The sequence below is a fragment of the Burkholderia pseudomultivorans genome, assembly GCF_001718415.1.
Classification (GTDB): Bacteria; Pseudomonadota; Gammaproteobacteria; order Burkholderiales; family Burkholderiaceae; genus Burkholderia; species Burkholderia pseudomultivorans_A.
In genome coordinates, this window is sequence record NZ_CP013378.1 from 178,517 (window position 1) to 194,346 (window position 15,830).

General features: G+C 66.7%; 14 protein-coding genes. 7 read left to right on the top strand and 7 right to left on the bottom strand.

All coding sequences use genetic code 11. The annotated features are described in order from the left end of the window. Positions 1 to 73 precede the first annotated feature (73 nt). Positions 74 to 1,621 (top strand): TIGR04222 domain-containing membrane protein, encoded by a 1,548-nt coding sequence (locus WS57_RS13765; protein ID WP_069244416.1) that lies wholly within the window; start codon positions 74 to 76, stop codon positions 1,619 to 1,621. A 95-nt stretch (positions 1,622 to 1,716) separates the two neighbouring features. Here WS57_RS13765 and WS57_RS13770 read toward each other — a convergent pair whose 3' ends face one another. The 4 genes from WS57_RS13770 to WS57_RS13785 all read right to left on the bottom strand — a co-directional run bounded on the left by WS57_RS13770 (position 1,717) and on the right by WS57_RS13785 (position 6,644). After that, positions 1,717 to 2,937: an ISL3 family transposase gene (locus tag WS57_RS13770; RefSeq protein WP_069243695.1), complete on the bottom strand. Its 1,221-nt coding sequence runs from the start codon at positions 2,935 to 2,937 to the stop codon at positions 1,717 to 1,719. A gap of 194 nt (positions 2,938 to 3,131) precedes the next feature. Further along, entirely contained in the window at positions 3,132 to 3,431 is a 300-nt protein-coding gene (locus WS57_RS13775; RefSeq protein WP_059603560.1) for a flagellar protein FliT, read from the bottom strand. A gap of 21 nt (positions 3,432 to 3,452) precedes the next feature. Further along, a complete protein-coding gene (gene fliD, locus WS57_RS13780; RefSeq protein ID WP_059478173.1) occupies positions 3,453 to 4,955 on the bottom strand; it encodes a flagellar filament capping protein FliD in 1,503 nt (500 codons plus the stop codon). Between the two features lie 168 nt (positions 4,956 to 5,123). Further along, complete coding sequence (locus WS57_RS13785) at positions 5,124 to 6,644, bottom strand: flagellin (protein WP_009693881.1); 1,521 nt, start codon at positions 6,642 to 6,644, stop codon at positions 5,124 to 5,126. Between the two features lie 520 nt (positions 6,645 to 7,164). Here WS57_RS13785 and rpsU point away from each other — a divergent pair. Continuing rightward, the gene (gene rpsU / locus WS57_RS13790) at positions 7,165 to 7,377 is read left to right on the top strand and encodes a 30S ribosomal protein S21 (protein ID WP_006401410.1); all 213 of its coding nucleotides are present in this window, start codon (positions 7,165 to 7,167) and stop codon (positions 7,375 to 7,377) included. A 195-nt stretch (positions 7,378 to 7,572) separates the two neighbouring features. Here the strand turns inward: rpsU and WS57_RS13795 are convergent, their stop codons facing one another. After that, the gene (locus WS57_RS13795) at positions 7,573 to 9,696 is read right to left on the bottom strand and encodes a TonB-dependent siderophore receptor (protein WP_009693882.1); all 2,124 of its coding nucleotides are present in this window, start codon (positions 9,694 to 9,696) and stop codon (positions 7,573 to 7,575) included. A gap of 231 nt (positions 9,697 to 9,927) precedes the next feature. On the opposite strand from WS57_RS13795, the gene WS57_RS13800 reads away from it, so the two are divergent. Then, a complete protein-coding gene (locus WS57_RS13800; RefSeq protein WP_069244417.1) occupies positions 9,928 to 11,163 on the top strand; it encodes a PepSY-associated TM helix domain-containing protein in 1,236 nt (411 codons plus the stop codon). Between the two features lie 33 nt (positions 11,164 to 11,196). On the opposite strand, the gene WS57_RS13805 is transcribed toward WS57_RS13800, so the two are convergent. Continuing rightward, positions 11,197 to 11,799, bottom strand: coding sequence for a DNA-3-methyladenine glycosylase I (locus WS57_RS13805; protein ID WP_069244418.1), 603 nt, complete (start codon positions 11,797 to 11,799; stop codon positions 11,197 to 11,199). Positions 11,800 to 11,941: 142 nt separating this feature from the next. On the opposite strand from WS57_RS13805, the gene WS57_RS13810 reads away from it, so the two are divergent. From WS57_RS13810 to WS57_RS13815, 3 genes are all read left to right on the top strand, one after another. Further along, the gene (locus tag WS57_RS13810; protein WP_069244419.1) at positions 11,942 to 12,823 is read left to right on the top strand and encodes a BadF/BadG/BcrA/BcrD ATPase family protein; all 882 of its coding nucleotides are present in this window, start codon (positions 11,942 to 11,944) and stop codon (positions 12,821 to 12,823) included. 42 nt (positions 12,824 to 12,865) lie between these two features. Next, the gene (locus tag WS57_RS35775; RefSeq protein WP_155774307.1) at positions 12,866 to 13,345 is read left to right on the top strand and encodes a hypothetical protein; all 480 of its coding nucleotides are present in this window, start codon (positions 12,866 to 12,868) and stop codon (positions 13,343 to 13,345) included. Positions 13,346 to 13,509: 164 nt separating this feature from the next. Next, the gene (locus WS57_RS13815; protein WP_009690403.1) at positions 13,510 to 14,334 is read left to right on the top strand and encodes a Cof-type HAD-IIB family hydrolase; all 825 of its coding nucleotides are present in this window, start codon (positions 13,510 to 13,512) and stop codon (positions 14,332 to 14,334) included. 120 nt (positions 14,335 to 14,454) lie between these two features. On the opposite strand, the gene aqpZ is transcribed toward WS57_RS13815, so the two are convergent. Continuing rightward, positions 14,455 to 15,198: an aquaporin Z gene (gene aqpZ, locus WS57_RS13820; protein WP_009690404.1), complete on the bottom strand. Its 744-nt coding sequence runs from the start codon at positions 15,196 to 15,198 to the stop codon at positions 14,455 to 14,457. A 298-nt stretch (positions 15,199 to 15,496) separates the two neighbouring features. On the opposite strand from aqpZ, the gene WS57_RS13825 reads away from it, so the two are divergent. Continuing rightward, positions 15,497 to 15,793 (top strand): H-NS histone family protein, encoded by a 297-nt coding sequence (locus WS57_RS13825; RefSeq protein ID WP_009690405.1) that lies wholly within the window; start codon positions 15,497 to 15,499, stop codon positions 15,791 to 15,793. The last annotated feature ends 37 nt before the right edge of the window (positions 15,794 to 15,830 follow it).

A 15,830-nucleotide genomic window follows, 5' to 3' on the forward strand; every position in this document is an offset into this window, starting at 1 on the left:
CGATCGCGGCGGCCGTCCGCGCATCGCGCCCACGCCGATGGCCTCCGTTCCGTCTTCCCCGATCGCCGGCGACATGTCGGCCGACTCGCAGCAGGCGCTGCTCGCGCGCTTGAACGCCTATTCCCCCGACGATCCGCATGCGCTGCTGCCGTATAGCCGGCGTCTCGCCGAGGCCGAAGGCTGGTCGCACGACCACGCGCTGGCCGTGATCGACGAATACAAGCGTTTCGCGTTCCTTGCGCAGACGGCCGGGCATCCGGTCACGCCGTCGATCGCCGTCGATGCCGCATGGCATCTCCATCTGCAATACACGCTCGAATACTGGGACGTGTTCTGTGCCGACGTGTTGCGGGCGCGGCTGCATCACATGCCGGGCACCGGCGCGCCGGACGAGGCGCTCGTGTACGAGCAGCGCTATCGCGACACGCTCGACAGCTATCGCCGGCTGTTCGGCTGCGAGCCGCCCGAATCGATCTGGCCGCGTCCCGCGAGTCCCGCGCATTCGCGTGCCGACGCCGGATCGTCGCGCGCGGACGGCGGTCCGACCGCACGCGAGCCGGGCGAGGGCGACGCGGCAGCGCCCGCGATGCGCCACAGCTGGCGCAACCGTCTGCCGAAGCTGGCGTGGCCGGCGGCTGCCGCAAGCGTCGCCGCGACCTGCGCGTCCGCGCGGGATCTCAATGTGCTGGACTACACGGGGCCGCAGTTCCTCGCGTTCTATATCCCGACCTGCGTCGTCGCGCTGCTGCTGATCGTCGGCCTGCAGCAGATCGAATACCGCTGCCGGCGCAGGCGCGTATTCACGCGCGAAGCGATGCCGGACCTGAGCGCCGAGCAGGTCGCGTATATCGCGGGCGAACAGACGCGGGTCGTGCAGGTGATGACGCTGTCGCTGATCCAGGCGGGCGCGATCGACCTGCGGACGGCCGGACGGCTGGGCGCGCGCGTGAAGCTCATCGATCCGGCACGCGCCGGCGACTACGCGGACGAATGCGAATGGCTGGCCGCGCAACCGGGCGGCGAGGCGAGCTTCGGCGCGTTCCGCCAGCTTCTTGCGCCTCGCGCGGCCAAATACGCGGATGCCGTGCGCCGGCGCGACTGGCTTTGGGCGCCGGGCGAGATGCGCACGGCGCGGCTGGCGGCGCGCGCGATCGTGCTGGCCGTGCTGGGTACGGGCATCGCGAAGCTCGCGGTCGGGCTCAGTCGCGGGCGGCCGGTGCTGCTGCTCGGCATCAGCATGGCCGCGTTCGCGATCGCCTACGGCATCATCGCGGAGCGTCTGACGGGCTTCGGGCGCGGCGGCCTGTCGGTCGGCGGGCAGGCGACGCTCGACGCGCACCGCAACGATCGCCATGACGAACGCAGCACGCCGGACGATTTGCTGTGGGCCACCGCGCTGTTCGGTGCGGGCGCGCTGGCCGGCACCGCGTGGGCGATGCATGCGAGCGCGTTGATGGAGCCGCCGCCGCTGATGGCGGCCGCGATGCGTACGGGCGGATCGACCGGCTCGTCGTCAGGCAGCGACTCGAGCAGCGATATCGGGTCGAGCTGCTCGTCGTCGAGTTCGTGCAGTTCCAGTTCGTGCGGGTCGAGTTGCGGCGGGTGTTCGTCGAGTAGTTGAGGGGGCGGGGTTGAGGCGCTGCGGATCGCGAGTGATGTGTCGATGCGCGCCGGGAGCCGCATCATCCGCTAAATCGGACGGACAAAAAAATGGGTTCATCGAGGATTACCGGGGAACGCGGCGCGGATTTTGAGGAAGAAGTATTCCTCGTCGCGGTACCCGTAGGCCCGACGCTTGATGACCTTGATGGTGTTGTTGATGCCTTCGACGACGCTGGTATTGAGCGGATGGCGGCAGCGGGCGAGGATTCCGTGCCAGTACCCCTGCAGGCGCTGCGCGAACAGTTGTAGCGCGGCAATCCCGCTTTGCCGGGCTTGTTCGATCCAGTGTTCCCAGGCCTTTTCCGCCCAGGCAGGCTTTCGGTAGAACCAGAGCCGTTTGAGTTCGTCGCGTAGCACGTAGACGCACAGCAACGGCTGATTGGCAGCCAGCAGTTCCTTCAGATGCACGGACTGCTCGGGCTTCAGGTTGTGGCGGTTGCGCAGCAGCAGCCAGCGACTGGATTTCAATACCTTGCGGGCCGGCCGGTCATGGCGTAACTGATTGGCCTGATCCACTCGCACCCGATCGATCACTTCGCGCCCGTACTTGGCCACGACGTGGAACAGGTCGTAGACCACCTCGGCCTGCGGACACTGCGCCTTGATTTCCAGCTCGTAGGCCGTGGTCATGTCGATCGCGACTGCTTCGATGCGCTCGGCGACACCCTCAGGAAGCTGCTCGAAGAAGGCGCGGGCCGTCTCGCGTGAGCGTCCCGATCCAATCCAAAGCACCTGCCGGCCGATCGGATCGACCACCACCGTGGCATATCGATGGCCTTTATGGAGTGCAAACTCGTCCATCGCAAGATAACGGATCGTCGACCAGTCCGGCTCAGCCACACGCGCTTGCAAGCGCATCTTGTCGATCGATTTGACCGTGTGCCAGCCCAGATCGTAGAAGGTCGCCACTGCCTGCACGCTGGCTGCTTGCAGCAGTTTCTCGCAGGCCTTGGCAAATCGCTCCGTCACTCGCTGGTAACGGCCCAGCCACGCCAGTTTCTCCAGCCGTGGACCGCCGCAGCGTTCGCACCAGACCCGGCGGCGGGGGACGTGCAGCACTACTCGGTACTCGAACAGCGGCAGATCGCGCACGCGGCGAACTATCGTCTCGTGGATTTGATTGCACCGCGCACCGCATTGCTCGCAGTACATCACCTTGCTGACCGGCTTCAAATGCAGCGATAGCGTGCGCTTTTCTCCTTGCGGCCATTCCACACGCTCCAACCGATAGCCGGTCCAGCAGCCCAGTGCCTGAAGTGCCTTTCGATCGAGCAATTGCCTCCTCCGACATCCTTAGAATCAGGTGTCACATTATGCAATCGCTCGAAAACCCTCCACGGTTTTCTGCGATGAACCAAAAAATGCCCGCACAAGGCGGGCATCGAGGCGAACGAGCACGCCCTCACTTCGGCGTGTAGTGGTTGTTGTCCTTGTCTGGCGCGCGGCCTGGGGCGGCGCGCCGGGCAGCGTTACAGGCGCGCCATGTCGTGGTATTCGCCGACCGCCTGCACACGGCCCATCGCCGCGTGATATTCGTCGGCGAGCTCGCGCTGCGCGAGATGCGCTTCGGCGAAGATCCGCTCGTTGCTGGCCTGGATGCGGCGAATCGCGGCGAGACCTTCCGGTGGCTGGTTTGCCGTCAGCGCCATCACGAGCGGCGAGCGGACTTCCGAGAGACGCGCGGCTTCCGCCCAGTCGGCCATCGATGCGGCATGCTCGATGTCGTCGGTGAGCGCGTTCAGCCGCCCGATCAGTTGATGCTGGTCCATGGTTCGCTCCGTCCGTGCCGCTTACTTGTTGTTCGACAGCGCGCCGGCGCTGTTCTGGCCGCCGAACAACTGCGTCAGGTACTGCGAATTGTTGTTCATCGTCGCCATCAGCGTATTGAGCGCGGTGAATTGCGCCTGGTACTGGTTCGTCAGCTGGGTCGCGTAATCCGACAGGTTCGACTGCTGCTGCGCGATGCTCTTCAGGTCGGCATTGAGCGCGGTCGTCCGCAGGTCGATCAGGCCGCCCGTCTTCGTGAAATTGGTGATCGCCGTCGACATCTTCGCGCCGACGCCGTTGGTCGAATTGAACAGCGCCGCGACGCTCGCCGGGTTGCTCTGCAGCGCGGCGTTCAGCTTGGTGCTGTCGGTTTGCAGCGTGCCGTCGGCCTGCAGCGTGATGCCGATCGACGAAAGCGTAAGCGTCGAGTTGCCGCTCTTCACGCCGGTCGTGACGAGCGACGCAAGCGTGTTCTTGACCGTGTTCAGCGTCGAGTCGCCGAGCAGCGGGCCTTGCGTCGTCGCGCCGGCCGTGAACTGGGTGAGCGTGCCCATCGTCGTGACGAGCGTGTTGTAGAGGCTCACGAAGTTGTTGATCGCCGTTGCCTGCGACTTCGTGTCGGGCGCGATCGTCAGCGTTTGCGCCTGTGCGTCGCCGACCGCGGCGGACGTCAGGTTCAGCGTGACGCCGGCGATCGCCGACGTCACCGTGTTGGTCGAACTCGTCGCGCTGATGTTGTTGATCGTGAACGCGGCGTCCTGGCCGGGCGTGCTCTGCGACCACGCGGCGTTGCTGTTTGCGGACGTGTAGGTCGACGGGCCGCCGTTCTGGCCGGGCACCGACTTGACGCCGAGATTCGACAGCCCGGCGTCGCCGCTCAGGTTGCTGACTTCGACGCTGATCGTGTTTGCCGCGCCGGTCGTCGACGAGCTCAGCACGAGGTGGGCGCCGTCGGTGCCGGTGACGACCGTTGCGGTGATGCCGGGGTTGCCCGACGCGCCGTTGATCGCGGCCGCGATGCCGGCCACCGTGTTGTTCGAGCTGTCGATGTTGACGGAGAACGACTGGCTGCCGAGCGACAGTGCGAGCGTGCCGCTGCCGAGGCCCTTGGTCGGGTCGGTAAAGCCGGCCGACGACAGCGCCTGCGCGGACGCGATCCGGCTCACGTTCACGTTGTAGGTGCCGGCGACCGCGCCCTGGCCGGCCGTCGCGGTGAGGCCGTTGCCGCTGGCCGTCGCGGTGAAGGTGCTTTGCAGCGTGCCGTTGGTGAGCGTCGTCAGGCCGGCCTGCAGCGCGCTTAGTGCGGACGACAGCGTGCCGTACGCGGAAATCTGGGTGTTGTCGCTGGTCTGCCGCGCGGTGAGGGCGGAGGTCTGGCCGGCGGTTTTCGCGTTCACGAGCGCCGTCACGAGGGAGTTGACGTCCATCGTCGAATTGCCGGTCGAGCCGCTGATGATCGACTGCGCGGCCTGCTGAAGCGCGCTGTTCGCGCTGGCGCTGGTCGTGTTGGTGTTGACGGTGGACATATGATGGCTCCGTGCCCCGGACGAGCGATGTGTGTGGTTATCGGTTGCGTGTTGCGTGACGGCGTGGGTCTGTTGCGATGCAGCCGGTTATCGATTCGCGGACGCCAAAGCGCCCGGGGCGCCGCGCGATGATCTGCGCGATGCCCCGGGCGTGACGGCGGGAAGCGATTACTGCAGGAGCTTCAGGACCTGCTGCGGCAGCGAGTTCGCTTGCGCGAGCACCGAGATGCCGGCTTGCTGCAGCACCTGTGCTTTGCTCAGGTTCGCGGTTTCCTGCGCGAAGTTCGCGTCCTGGATTTGCGACTGGGCTTGCGACAGGTTGGTGGCCTGGGCTTGCTGCGTGGTGCTGATCGCGGTGAAGCGGTTTTGCGCGGCGCCGAGGGACGCCTGGATGTTGTTCACCGTGGCCAGTGCGTTGTCGATCGATTCCATCGCCTGGTTAGCGCCGGCCGTCGTGCTGATGTCGATGTCGGCGACGCGCGGCGGCACGTTGGCCAGGTTGGCCGAGTTGATTGAGCTCTGCGAAGCGAGGCCTTGGGTCGTTGCGTTCGTGGTAGCGGTGCCGATGGTGCCATTCAGCGTAAGTGACGCGCCGGCCGTTGTCGTCGCAGCGTTGATGCTGAACACGTTGGTGATGACGTTGCCGGTGTTCGACAGTGCGTTGCCGTTCTGGTCCTTGAACGTGAAGCCGCCAGCGCCGTCCGACAGCACGGAGATCGACGTGATAGTCGCACCCGATTCGTTCGGCGCAATGTAGCCGCCGTTCGAATCCAGGCTGAGACCGGTCACAGTGCCAAGCACGGTGCCGGCAGTCGCGCGGCCGGCTACGGTCGAGCCGTTTCCAGCGTTGGCGGTGTTGATCGCGTTGACCGAGCTTGTCGTTGCGGCGGACGCTGCCGCCGGAACGCTAGTGATCGTACCCAGTGCGCCACCCGCTGCTGCCGTGAGTGCCAGCGCCGTACCCGAACCGGCCGTCGTGCTGCCGAACAGGTTCGTAACAGCGGTCGAGCTCAGTGCCTGATTGTTCTGGTCGGTGAACTGGAAGCCACCCTTGCCGTCGGCAAGGATATTGATGGTCGTGACGGCCGGCGTTGCAGACCCAGTCGTTGCTGCACCGCTGCTGTCGAGGCTCAGCCCGGTCAGCTGGCCCAGCGTCGAGCCCTTGGTGGGCAGGCCCGTTCCAAGGCTGGCTGCCGACAGGCTCTGCGTCAGGTTCAGGTTGATCGTCTGGCCGACGTTCGCACCGACCTGGAAGCTGATGTTGCCAGCCGAACCGTCGAGCACGTTCTTGCCGTTGTAGTTTGTCTGCGACGCGATACGGTTCACTTCGGCGATCTGCTGCGTGACTTCCTGTTGCAGCGCTTGCTGGTCGCTGGTGGACAGCGAGCCGCTCGAAGCCTGCACCGCGAGCTGGCGGATACGCTGCAGGCTCGACGTGATCTGCGACAGGCCGCTCGTTGCGGTCTGGATCATCGACACGCCGTCGTTCGCGTTCGACACGCCCTGGTTCAGGCCGTTGATCTGCGTCTGCATGCGGGTCGAGATCGCCAGGCCTGCTGCATCGTCAGCCGCGCTGTTGATGCGCTTGCCCGACGACAGGCGGGTGATTGCCTGCGACAGGGCGTTCTGCGAGCCATTGAGGTTTTGCTGAGCGACCAGCGAGTTGATGTTGCTATTAATTCCGAGCATGGAAATTCTCCTGTTTAAGCCGAAAGCCCTGGAAAGCCGTTTTGGCGTCGGCGGAAGCACTCGTTCATTGCTGGCCGCCTCAGAGCAGGATTTCGGCGCCCCAAAACAAAACTTGAGGGCCGTGTTGAGATTCGGCCCGATTTTTTGTCCTTCTTTGTCATTTCGGACGGACCCGCCGCAAGAGGCCCGATTAAACAGGGGCGGAAGGCCGGCGAGGCGCGATGTGGCGCAGGCGCGCACGCGCAATCGACAAAAGGGTGGTTTTGTCTGTGATTCCCTGCTATGATGGCGGGCTGAATTGAGATTTCTGTCACGCCTTTGCCGTTTTCGGCATGTCTGCTGGCAGTCAAACGCGGCGCTGCACGCGGCTGTGAAGCGTACTCGCGGTGCTTTCCGCCTCTCTTTTCCGGCCTCCGAGGCCGTATTTCCGCTCGTTTCGCCTGTTGTGGGAACGCCCGGATGGCCGGTGCGTGGCGCTTGGCCGCTACGTTTTTGACCGTTTAAGCAATTTAGGAACGACATGACGACGATTCTTCTGAAGGAAAACGAGCCGTTCGAAGTGGCGATTCGCCGCTTTCGTCGCGCTATCGAAAAAAATGGCCTGATCGCTGAACTGCGTGAGCGCCAGTCTTACGAAAAGCCGACCGCAGTCCGCAAGCGCAAGAAGGCAGCAGCCGTCAAGCGCCTGCACAAGCGCCTGCGCAGCCAGATGCTGCCGAAGAAGCTCCACTAAGCGCTTCTGACGGTTCGCCGCGAAACGGCGGAGCGTGCTTCGAAAGAAGCCGCTCCGCCGTTTTGCTTTTGTGGTCCGGGAAAAGCGAGCCGGAAAAGGCAGGCATCTTTCGACCGGTAAGGCGCCGCGTTCGGCAGCGGCGCCGCCGCACGCCGAACGCCCGCCTTCCCACCCCCGCCAGGCATCCCGCCAATATCAGAAATCGACCTTCGCGCTCACGCTCACCGTGCGCGGATCGCCCGGCTTCACGTAGTCGGCGTACTGATATTCCCAGTACCGGCGGTTCAGCACGTTGTCGATCGACGCGCGCAGCGTCAGGTTGTGGCGGCCGATACGCGTCTGGTAGCGTGCGCCGGCGTTGACGACGAGAAAGCCCGGCGCATCGAGGCCGCCCGCCGCGCGCAGCGGTGTCGCGCCCGTGAATTTCGCGTCGACGCCGAGCGTCAGGCCTGGCACGCCCGGCACCGCATAGCCGAGGTCGCCCGCGAACACGAAGCGCGGCGCGCCCGCGACGCGGTTGCCGTTGTTGCCGATCCCGTTCGCATACCACGTGTCGAGCACCATCGCGTCGACGCCCGCGGTCCAGCGCGCGCCGAATTTCGCACGCGCGCCGACTTCGAGCCCCTGGATCATCGATTTGCCGTCCTGCACGTAGACGTTCTCGGCATTCGCGTACTCGGCGCTGCGCTCGATGCGGAACAGCGCGGCCGTCGCGCTCCAGCGCGCGTGCTCGCTCTTGATCCCGAGTTCGTACTGCTTGCTGCGCAGGGGTTTGAGCACTTCACCGGCGTTCGCGTAGACGTCGCCGACGCGGCTGCCGGGCTCGAGCGATTCGGCGTAGCTGGCATAGGCGGTCGTCGTCGGCGCGAGCTTGACCATCACCGCGAAGGTCGGCGTCACGACGCCGTTCTGGCTGTAGCCGGGATCCTCCGCGCCGCTCGGCTCGAACGAGCGCTGTTCGTAGTTCATGTAGCGCACCCCCGCGAGCACCGACCAGCGCTCGGTGAGCTGCACGGTGTCGCTCGCGAACAGCGATTTCTGCGTGATCTCGCTCGTGCGGTACTGGACGAAGCCGTGCGGGCTCGCGTAGCGGTACGGATTCGGCGAATAGAGATTGCCGGTGCCGAGCGGCACGTACACGCTGTTCGCCGAATAGTCGTTGGTCTGCTTCTGCCACGACGCGCCGAGCACGATCTGGTGGCTGAACGGACCGGTGCGCACCTTGCCCTCGACCATCGCGCGCCACTGGCTGAAGCGGTTGTCCTCCATCCCGACGTAGCGGCTGTCCGAGTAGTCGCCGGCCGCATTCTCCAGCGACAGCGTGCTTTCGTTGCGGTCGCGTCTCGACTTGCTGTAGCTGTACGCGACGTCGAGCTGCCAGTCCGGCGCGAGCTGGTACTGCAGGCCGGCCGTGTAGAGCTGCAGGTTCGTGTTCAGGTACTGGTCCTTGCCGCCGAGGTTCGTCGTGCCGCCGCTGATCGTCGCGGGCAGCGCGCCGCCCGGATAGCCGCCGACGAACAGCGACGGCGTCTGGCCGGACGCGCGGCGCTCCTGGTACAGCGCGCCGAACGTCACCGACAGGTCGCGCGTGAGGTTCGCCTGCAGCGCGAGCGACACGGTGTCGCGACGGAGGTTGCCGTCGTTGTACGTCTTGCCTTCTTCATGCGTCGCGTTGAGGCGCGCGCCGAACATGTTGTCCGGCCCGAAGCGCTGGCCGAGATCGACGTGCTCGCTCCACACGCCGGTGCTGCGATAGCCGACGTCGACGCTGCGCACCGGTTCGGCCGTCGGCTGCTTCGTCACGTAGTTGACGACGCCGCCGGGCGTCACGAAGCCATACAGAAAACCGCCGAGCCCTTTCAGCAGCTCGACGCGTTCGAGCTGCTCGTAAGGCATCGTGATGCCGTACGAGATGAACGGCAGCCCGTCGATCTTGTAGCCGTTCTGCCAGTCGAGCTGCATGCCGCGCACGGTCATGTAGCTGGCCCACGCGCTGTACGCGCCGCTGTTGTCGGAGACGGATGCGTCGTTCGCGAACACGTCGCCGAGCTTGTATGGCTGGCGCGCCTCGAGTTCTTCCGACGTGACGATCGTCGTCGAGAACGGCGTGTCGAGCTGGCGGCGCGTGCCGAGCGCGCCGGTCGAGATCTCGTCGGTCAGGTGCTGCGGCGAGTCGTGCGCGGCCGTGATGTTCAGGGGCGGCAGCGTGGTCGAATCGGCGGGCGTGTCGTCCGCGTGGGCGAGCGACGCGGCGAGACAGGCGAGGGCCGCGGCCAGCTGGCGCGGACGGAACGGAGGGTGGACGAGACGGGCGGTCATGGTGTCGAATAAAAATGCGAGTAAGAATCATTCGCATTGCGTTAAAATGTCGCGCATCGTATCAAAACCCGCACCACGCGCAACAATTCCATGCCGCGCGCAAGGGCATCCGGCCCGCGCGCCGCGTCGGCAGGAGCTTGTCGCGCAACGCCCGACACCGATGATCCCTGTCCGTTCGTTCATCCCGGGCCGCCTTTCGAGCCGGCCCGCTTCCGTTTCTGCGTGCCCGCGATGAAGGCGTTCGTGCGACCGCTATTCGTCCGCCTGCACCGCTGGTTCGGCCTCGCCACCGCGTTGTTTCTGTTCGTCGCCGGGCTGACCGGTGCCGTGATTGCGTGGGATCACGAACTCGATGCCGCGCTGAATCCGGATTTCTATGTCGCGCACAGCGGCGCGAAGCCGCTCGATCCGCTCGCGCTCGCGGATCGCATCGAAGCCGCCGACCCGCGCGTGCAGGTGAGCTACCTGCCGCTCGCCGTTGAGCCGGGGCATACGCTGCAGGCGGGCGTGATGCCGCGCGTCGATCCCGCGACCGGCCAGCCGCATCCGCTCGATTTCAACCAGATCGCGGTCGATCCGGCGACGGGCGCCGTACAGGGGCGACGCGAGTGGGGCGCGCTGTCGCTGGCGCGACTCGACCTGATGCCGTTCCTCTACCGGCTGCATTACTCGCTGTTCCTGCCCGTGTACGGCGGCGTGAACTTCGGGTTCTGGGTAATGGGCGTCGTCGGCATCGTGTGGGCGGTCGACAGCCTGATCGCGCTGGTGCTCGCGTTTCCGAACCTGAAAAGCTGGCGCAAGTCGTTCGCGTTTCGCGTGCGGCGCGGCGGCTATCCGCTGGTGTTCGACCTGCATCGCTCGGGCGGTGTGTGGGTGTGGGGGCTGCTGCTGGTCGTCGCGGTCACGTCGATCTCGATGAACCTCGGCAATCCGGTCGTGCGCCCGCTCGTGTCGCTGTTTTCGCCGCTGGCCGAGACGCCTTACACCAATCCGGAGCATTTCCCGCCTGCGCCGCCGGGCAGCAAGGTGCTGCCGCGCGCGCGGATCGTCGAACTCGCGCGCTCGGCCGGACGTGCGGCGGGGATCGCGGCGCCGCCCGGCGCGCTGCTGTTCGCGCCGGCGATGAATGTCTATGCGGTCGGGTTCTTCGCGCCCGGCAACGACCACGGCGATGTCGGGCTCGGCAACGCGTGGCTCTACTGGGACGCGGTGACCGGGCAGCCCGTCGCCGCGCAGGTGCCGGGCCGCGGATCGGCCGGCGACCTGTTCATGCAGGCGCAGTTTCCGTTGCATTCCGGGCGGATCGCCGGCGTCGCGGGCCGCATCGCGGTGAGCGTGCTCGGGATCGTCATCGCGATGCTGAGCGTGACGGGCATCTGCATCTGGGTAAAAAAACGCAGTGCACGCGTGCGAGCCGGCCGGAGCGCGCGGCCGGGCGTGCCGGGCGCATCCCGGGCCGTGCGGTGAGTGAAACGGGCGGCGGGCGCAGGCGCGCCGTCGTCACCCGGCCTTGCGCCGCCGCGCCGGCTGCTTGCCGGCGAGCGCCGCGCATTGCGCGTGGCACGGGCAGCCCGCCTCGTGATCGTTGACCATGCCGGTCGCCTGCATCAGCGCATAGCAGATCGTCGAGCCGACGAACTTGCAGCCGTACGCCTTCAGCGCCTTGCTGAGCGCGTCGGAGCGCTCGGTCGACGCGGGTGCGTCGCGATACGACTGCCATGCATTCTGGATCGGCGTGTGATCGACGAACGACCACAGGAATTGCGCGAACGATCCGTGTTCGTCGCGGATCCGCTGCACGGCGCGCGCATTGACGACCGCGGCTTCCACCTTCGCGCGGTTGCGCACGATGCCCGGATCCTCCAGCAGCTTCTCGATGCGCTTCGGCGTGAAGCGCGCGACGGCGTCGACGTCGAAATCGGCGAAGGCCTCGCGGTAGCCGGCGCGCTTGTTCAGGATCGTCGACCACGACAGCCCGGCCTGCGCGCCTTCGAGGATCAGCATTTCGAACAGGTGACGGTCGTCGTGCGACGGCACGCCCCACTCGGTATCGTGATAGTGAGCGTCCGCTTCCGTTTTTACCCAGTTGCATCGCTGCGACATCGTGTGCCCCGTTTCCCGTATCGATTCGACCGCGCCAGCATAGCGGAAGCCCCGTTCGCGGAACAGCCGGCCGAACGGCAGATGGGCGCGCGGCGCCGATCCGGTTAAGCTTGGCGCCTGTTCGAATCAGCGGGATCAACGCATGACGGCATTACTTTTTGCGATCGGCATCGACGGCGGCGGCACCGGCACGCGCGCGGTGCTGGCCGATCGGCACGGGCGCGAACTCGCGCAGGGGCGCGGCGGCCCGTCGGGGCTCGGCCTCGGCATCGAGCGCGCGTGGGCGTCGATCGGCGCGGCCTGCGCGGACGCGTTCACGCACGCGGGACTCGCGTTCGACTGGTCGCAGTGCGCGCTCGGCTGCGGGCTTGCCGGCGTCAACAATGCGGCGTGGCTGGCCGCGTTCCGCGCGCAGGCGCCGCTCGCCGCACTCGCGATCGAAAGCGATGCGTATACGACGGTCGTCGGCGGGCATGGCGGCGCGCCGGGGCTGATCGTCGCGCTCGGCACCGGCAGCATCGCGGCGGCGCTCGACGCGGGCGGCGTCTGCCGGATCGCGGGCGGCTTCGGCTTCCCGTCCGGCGACGAGGCGAGCGGCGCATGGCTCGGCATGCGCGCGCTCGCCTACGCGCAGCAGGCGCTCGACGGGCGCGTACCGCGCGACGCGTTTGCGCAGGCGCTGCTCGCCGAAACGGGCGCGCAGGATCGCGACGCGCTGGTCCAGTGGTCGTGCGACGCGAACCAGACGATCTACGCGCGCCTCGCGCCGCTCGTGTTCGCGCATCGTTCGCATCCCGTCGCGGGCGCGCTGATCGCGCAGGCCGGCGAGGAGATCGGCAAGATGATCGATGCGCTCGATCCGGAAGGTGCGCTGCCGGTCGCGCTGTGCGGCGGGCTGGCCGAGCCGTTGGCGCCGGCCGTGCCGGCGCGTCACGTCGCGCGGTTGCGCGCGCCGCTGGAGGACTCCGCGCACGGCGCGTTGCGGCTCGCGCTGCAGGCGTTGCGGGCGGCGGAGGGAGGTTGACGGCGGCTGACAGCGGCGGTTTCGGCCGAGAGTGGGCGCGGCTTGGCCTCGACGACCGACACGGCCGGGCCGGCCGCCGAGGCCGGTTGTCGACCTGAGCGGGTTGATGAGCGGCGGCCACGGGATCATCGGCACAATCCGGTGGACCGATCCATCGCAGACACGACGGCCGACCGCCCCGACGGCCTGGCGAACTGGCGAACTGGCGAACTGGCGAACTGGCGAACTGGCGAACTGGCGAACTGGCGAACTGGCGAACTGGCGAACTGGCGAACTGGCGAACTGGCGAACTGGCGAACTGGCGATCTGGCGATCTGGCGATCTGGCGATCTGGCGATCTGGCGACCCGGCGCCCCGGCGTCCCGGCGTCCCGGCGTCCCGGCGCCCCGGCGCCCCGGCGCCCCGGCGACCCGGCGACCCGGCGACCCGGCGATCCGGCGGTCCGGCGGTCCGGCGATCCGGCGATCCGGCGACCGGCGCAAGCCGATCGACTGGACCGGCCCACCGGCAACCGGCAACTGACCGGAGCGATCTGGCGCCCGGCGAAACGCGATCGCCCCGACCGACCGGATAACAGGCAACCTCCGACCGACCGCCGCCCCTTCCCGCCAACCACCCAACGCCCACCCCCGCACGACGTTAAAATGGCGATTCCGCAGACCTATGCGCGTCTTCCGCCCCGCCCCATGTACAAAGTCATCGCCACCGATCTCGACGGCACCCTGCTCAACAGCGATCACCAGCTCGATCCGTACACGATCGAGACTGTCCGCCGGCTCGACCGCGACGGCCTGCAGTTCGTGATCGCGACCGGGCGTCACTACGCGGACGTCGCGGGCATCCGCGACGTGCTCGGCATCCGGCCGTACCTGATCACGTCGAACGGCGCGCGTGTGCATGCGCCCGACGACACGACGATTCACGCGCAGGACATCGACCCGGCGATCGTCCGCGGCCTCGTGCAGCCGGAAGTCGCCGGCGCGCACGGCCGCGTGATCGTCAACCTGTTCACCGACCAGGGCTGGCTGATCGACCGCGACGCGCCGCACCTGCTCGAATTCCACCAGGACTCGGGTTTCCGGTACGACGTGATCGACATGGCCGCGCACGACGGCGCCGATATCGCGAAGGTGCTGTACATCGGCGATCCGGCCGATCTGGCGGTGGTCGCCGAGCAGATGCAGGTGCGCTACGGCGATGCGCTGTACGTCACGTACTCGCTGCCCGACTGCCTCGAGGTGATGACCGCGAACGTGTCGAAGGGGCGTGCGCTGCGCGCGGTGCTCGGGCGGCTCGGCGTCGATGCCGGCCACTGCATCGCGTTCGGCGACAACATGAACGACATCGACCTGCTCGAAACCGCCGGTCACGCGTTCATGATGAACAACGCGAACCCCGACCTGATCGCGCGCCTGCCGCATATCCCGCGCATCGGCAACAACTTCGACGCGGGCGTCGCGCGGCACCTGCGCACGCTGTTCTCGCTCGAGGACAAGGTCGCCGCGTCCTGAGCGCGCCCGTTCGCGCAGCAATGAAAAACGGGCGCCAGCGGCGCCCGTTGAAATGACTTGCCTCGGATCTTGTTCGACAGCGTGAGGCTCGCTGCTCTGCTCGCGTGACCCCGTAGTGTTTTATTCGCTTGTGCGAGCGGATGCCGGCAGCAGGTCGACGGCGTCGTCACGCCCCGCGACCAGCGGGTAGATGATCCCGGCCAGAGCCGCGCCGATCAGCGGCGCCACCCAGAACAGCCAGAGCTGGCCGATCGCATCGCCGCCGACGAACAGCGCCGGGCCGGTCGAGCGCGCCGGGTTCACCGACGTGTTGGTGACCGGGATCGAGATCAGGTGAATCAGCGTCAGGCACAGCCCGATCGCGATCGGCGCGAAGCCGGCCGGCACGCCGCGCTTGTCGGTCGCGCCGAGGATCACGAACAGGAAGAAGCCCGTCATCACGACTTCGCAGATGAACGATGCGCCGAGCGAGTAGTGGCCCGGCGAGCGTTCGCCGAAGCCGTTCGTCGCAAAGCCGCTGCCGACGACGTCGAAGCCCGGCTTGCCGGTTGCGATCAGGTACAGCACGAAGGCGCCGAGCGTCGCGCCGACGACCTGCGCGACGATGTACGGCGCGAGGTCGCGAGCCGGGAAGCGGCCGGCGACCGTCAGGCCGACGCTCACGGCCGGGTTCAGGTGGCATCCGGAAATATGGCCGATCGCGAACGCCATTGTCAGCACGGTCAGGCCGAAGGCCAGCGCGACGCCGGCAAAGCCGATGCCGAGGCCCGGGAAGGCGGCGGCCAGCACGGCGCTGCCGCACCCGCCGAGCACCAGCCAGAACGTGCCGAATACCTCTGCAGCGAGCCGCTGAGAAAGATTCATGTAAGGACCTCGTTCAAGTGGATTGAAGACAAACCGGCGGCGGCGATACATTTATCCATCCGCCGGAATTGGTCTGGATTATAGGAAATGAATCGAGGCCGGGAGGGTCAACGATTGTTAAATTTGAATGGCCGGGGAATCGGCTTTATTAGAATAAGTCCGCATTCTCGATATACGCGAATCGGTTAAAAATGCCTGCATTTATTTCGAAGGACACGGTGGCAGTGCGGATGACGTAGCGGGTGGCCGTGTCCCGGCGGATTCGCCGGGCCGCATCATGGAAAAGGGGAGTCGAAAAATGTCTCAATACGCGAAACTCAAGGCGCAGATCGCAGATTTGCAGGCTCAGGCGGACGAGGTGCGTCGTCAGGAAGTGGCGGCCGTCATCGCGGACGTCCAGCGCATGATTGCCGAATACGGGTTGACGGCCCAGGACCTGGGATTCGCGGAACGAGCGCGACGCGGCCGCCCGCCGAAAAAGGCGCCGCTGCCGCCGAAATATCGCGATCCGAAGACGGGCGCGACATGGAGTGGCCGCGGCAAGCCGCCGAATTGGATCGCCGGCAAAAACCGCGATCGTTTCCTGATGGAATGACTGAAAGGTAAAAAGAAAGAGCCGCATCGTCGATGCG

Coding starts and splice junctions, on each gene's coding strand:
- WS57_RS13765 (WP_069244416.1), top strand. CDS start 74: ATGTCGGCCGACTCGCAGCAGGCGCTGCTCGCGCGCTTGAACGCCTAT.
- WS57_RS13775 (WP_059603560.1), bottom strand. CDS start 3,431: ATGGACCAGCATCAACTGATCGGGCGGCTGAACGCGCTCACCGACGAC.
- fliD (WP_059478173.1), bottom strand. CDS start 4,955: ATGTCCACCGTCAACACCAACACGACCAGCGCCAGCGCGAACAGCGCG.
- WS57_RS13785 (WP_009693881.1), bottom strand. CDS start 6,644: ATGCTCGGAATTAATAGCAACATCAACTCGCTGGTCGCTCAGCAAAAC.
- rpsU (WP_006401410.1), top strand. CDS start 7,165: ATGACGACGATTCTTCTGAAGGAAAACGAGCCGTTCGAAGTGGCGATT.
- WS57_RS13795 (WP_009693882.1), bottom strand. CDS start 9,696: ATGACCGCCCGTCTCGTCCACCCTCCGTTCCGTCCGCGCCAGCTGGCC.
- WS57_RS13800 (WP_069244417.1), top strand. CDS start 9,928: ATGAAGGCGTTCGTGCGACCGCTATTCGTCCGCCTGCACCGCTGGTTC.
- WS57_RS13805 (WP_069244418.1), bottom strand. CDS start 11,799: ATGTCGCAGCGATGCAACTGGGTAAAAACGGAAGCGGACGCTCACTAT.
- WS57_RS13810 (WP_069244419.1), top strand. CDS start 11,942: ATGACGGCATTACTTTTTGCGATCGGCATCGACGGCGGCGGCACCGGC.
- WS57_RS13815 (WP_009690403.1), top strand. CDS start 13,510: ATGTACAAAGTCATCGCCACCGATCTCGACGGCACCCTGCTCAACAGC.
- aqpZ (WP_009690404.1), bottom strand. CDS start 15,198: ATGAATCTTTCTCAGCGGCTCGCTGCAGAGGTATTCGGCACGTTCTGG.
- WS57_RS13825 (WP_009690405.1), top strand. CDS start 15,497: ATGTCTCAATACGCGAAACTCAAGGCGCAGATCGCAGATTTGCAGGCT.